Consider the following 2,030-nt stretch of genomic DNA (forward strand, 5'->3'; position numbering starts at 1 on the left):
CCGGATGCTCGCCGCGTTCCCCGACCGGGCCGCGACCCTCGGGGCGACGTGGGACGAGCACCGAACGTTGATCGAGCAGGCCCTCCAGGAGGAGGGGCCGATGGACGTCGAGGTCGCGACGCCGGAGCTGCTCGCGGCGAACCTCGCGGGCGAGGACCTCGACGCCGTCGAGCCCGGGCCGCTGCTCGAGTGGCCGCCCGGGCGGAACGACCCGTGCTGGTGCGGCTCCCACACGAAGTACAAGAAGTGCTGCCTCCCGCGGCCCCGGAGCTGATGGGACCGGCCTTCAGCGGATGATCTCGATCATGAGGACCCACGCGTTGACCAGGCCGCTGAGGAGGGCGACCACCATCGCCGCGGGGATCCAGTAGAGCCCGCCGAGCGACGTCGTCAGGACCCCGATGCCGGCCAGGAGCGGGCCGAGCACGAGGGCCACGGCCGGCCCGATGACCAGCAGGCCCCACGCGGCGGGCGGCGTCTCCCGCGACCGGTGCGTCGGGACGGCGAGCCAGCCCACGAGGGGGCCCGCGAGGACCGCCGCCACGATCATCTCGATCCCCAGGGGGACGGCGCCCTGCGGGATGAGCAGGATCAGGGCCAGGAAGACGGGCGTGGCGAGCACGACGAGGGCGTGCGCGGCGCGGAGCGGGATGTGCGGGAGCTTGATGATGGCCTGCAGGTTGATGGAGATGGCCACGAACAGCAGCCCGACCAGCGCGGCGGCGGCGCCGCCGGTGCCGACGGCGAATTCGCGCCAGGGCTCGGAGTCGTAGGCGTTCATCCTCGACGGATTCCTCCCGCAGGACGGTGCAGGGCGCCGGTCAGCCAGCCGTAGACGACGCGGTCGAGGCGTTGCTGGCCGAGCCCCTCGCAGTGCCCACCCGCCCCTTCGGCCACGGTGAACCGGTGGGTCGTGACCGGGCCGCCGAGGGACCGGGCGAACTCGTCGAGCTGCCCGGTGCCGGCGAAGTCGCCCTCCGCCTGGAGGGCCAGGGTCGGGCAGGTGATCCGCTCGGAGAGCCCGGCGAGGGAGAACCGGCTCAGCTCCCGGAAGTACTCGCTCAGGCTCGTGACCCCGTGGGTGGTCATGCGGCACTGGTAGTCGTTGCGCTGCTGGGGGTCGGCGAGCATGGGGGCCAGGTCGGCGTCCAGGGTGGGGTCGCGCTGCTCGACCCGCGTCCAGATCGCGTCGCCCATCCGGGCTCGGAGGGCGGCACCGAAGTCGTACTGGGCGGGGTCGGCGACCAGCGCCGCGATTCGCGGCTCCCCCGCGGCGCCACGGGGCGCGAGGTAGCCCGCGAAGCTCCGGCCGAACAGGACCAGGGCGTCCGGGTCGACGCCGGGTTGCGCCACGACCCAGTCGAGCACCGGAGCGAGCACCGTCTCGAAGTCCGGGCGCAGCACCTGGCCGCGTTCGTAGAGGACCCCGCCTTGACCCGGCCCTTCGAGGACCACGCAGTTCATCCCGTACTCGAGCGCGGACACCGCCTCCTCGGCGTAGCCACTCTCGGCGGTGGAGTCGTAGCCCGCGGGGGCGAGCACGGTGGGCCGGGGCGTGTCGTCCGGTGCCGGCCGCAGCAGATAGCCGGAGACCGCGACGCCGTCCTGCTCGAGCTCCATCGGCAGGCAGGGAGTGCTCAACAGCGGCATGGCGGCGCGGAAGGCGGCGACGTGGGCGCGGTAGTCGGCGTGCAGGTCCTGGCGGGTGAGGTCGTCGCGGGCGAAGAAGAACGCCTGCCGGTAGTACTCGACGGCCCGCAGGTAGCAGCGGCGGGCGCTGACGGCGTCGTCGTGCCCCAGGCTCTCGTCGCCGTCGGCGACGACCGAGTCCGCGAGCGCACGCCACTCCCGGGCCCAGGAGTCGAAGTCGCCGGCCCGGATGCGGGTCGCGACCGCCCGGACCTCGCCGAGATCGGCACAGCCGCGCATGGCCGCGGTCAGCGACCGCTCCAGCTGGGCGTCGAACGCGGCGTCACCAGTGCTGAACGGAGGAGCCGGGGCGTCGGGGGGCGTCGTCGCGGAGGCGGCGA

General features: G+C 73.8%; 3 protein-coding genes. 1 reads left to right on the forward strand and 2 read right to left on the reverse strand.

The window, feature by feature from the left end; genetic code table 11:
- Nucleotides 1-274: SEC-C metal-binding domain-containing protein (locus AC0CYZ_RS06470; protein ID WP_472213471.1), on the forward strand; the 274-nt coding region annotated here is incomplete at its 5' end.
- A gap of 12 nt (nt 275-286) precedes the next feature.
- Here AC0CYZ_RS06470 and AC0CYZ_RS06475 read toward each other — a convergent pair.
- Nucleotides 287-781 (reverse strand): hypothetical protein, encoded by a 495-nt coding sequence (locus AC0CYZ_RS06475; protein ID WP_472213473.1) that lies wholly within the window; start codon nt 779-781, stop codon nt 287-289.
- The coding region (locus AC0CYZ_RS06480) for an alpha/beta hydrolase family protein (RefSeq protein ID WP_472213475.1) at nt 778-2,030 on the reverse strand (1,253 nt) is incomplete at its 5' end. The genes AC0CYZ_RS06480 and AC0CYZ_RS06475, both read right to left, overlap by 4 nt.

This window comes from Actinomycetospora sp. (genome assembly GCF_055612215.1).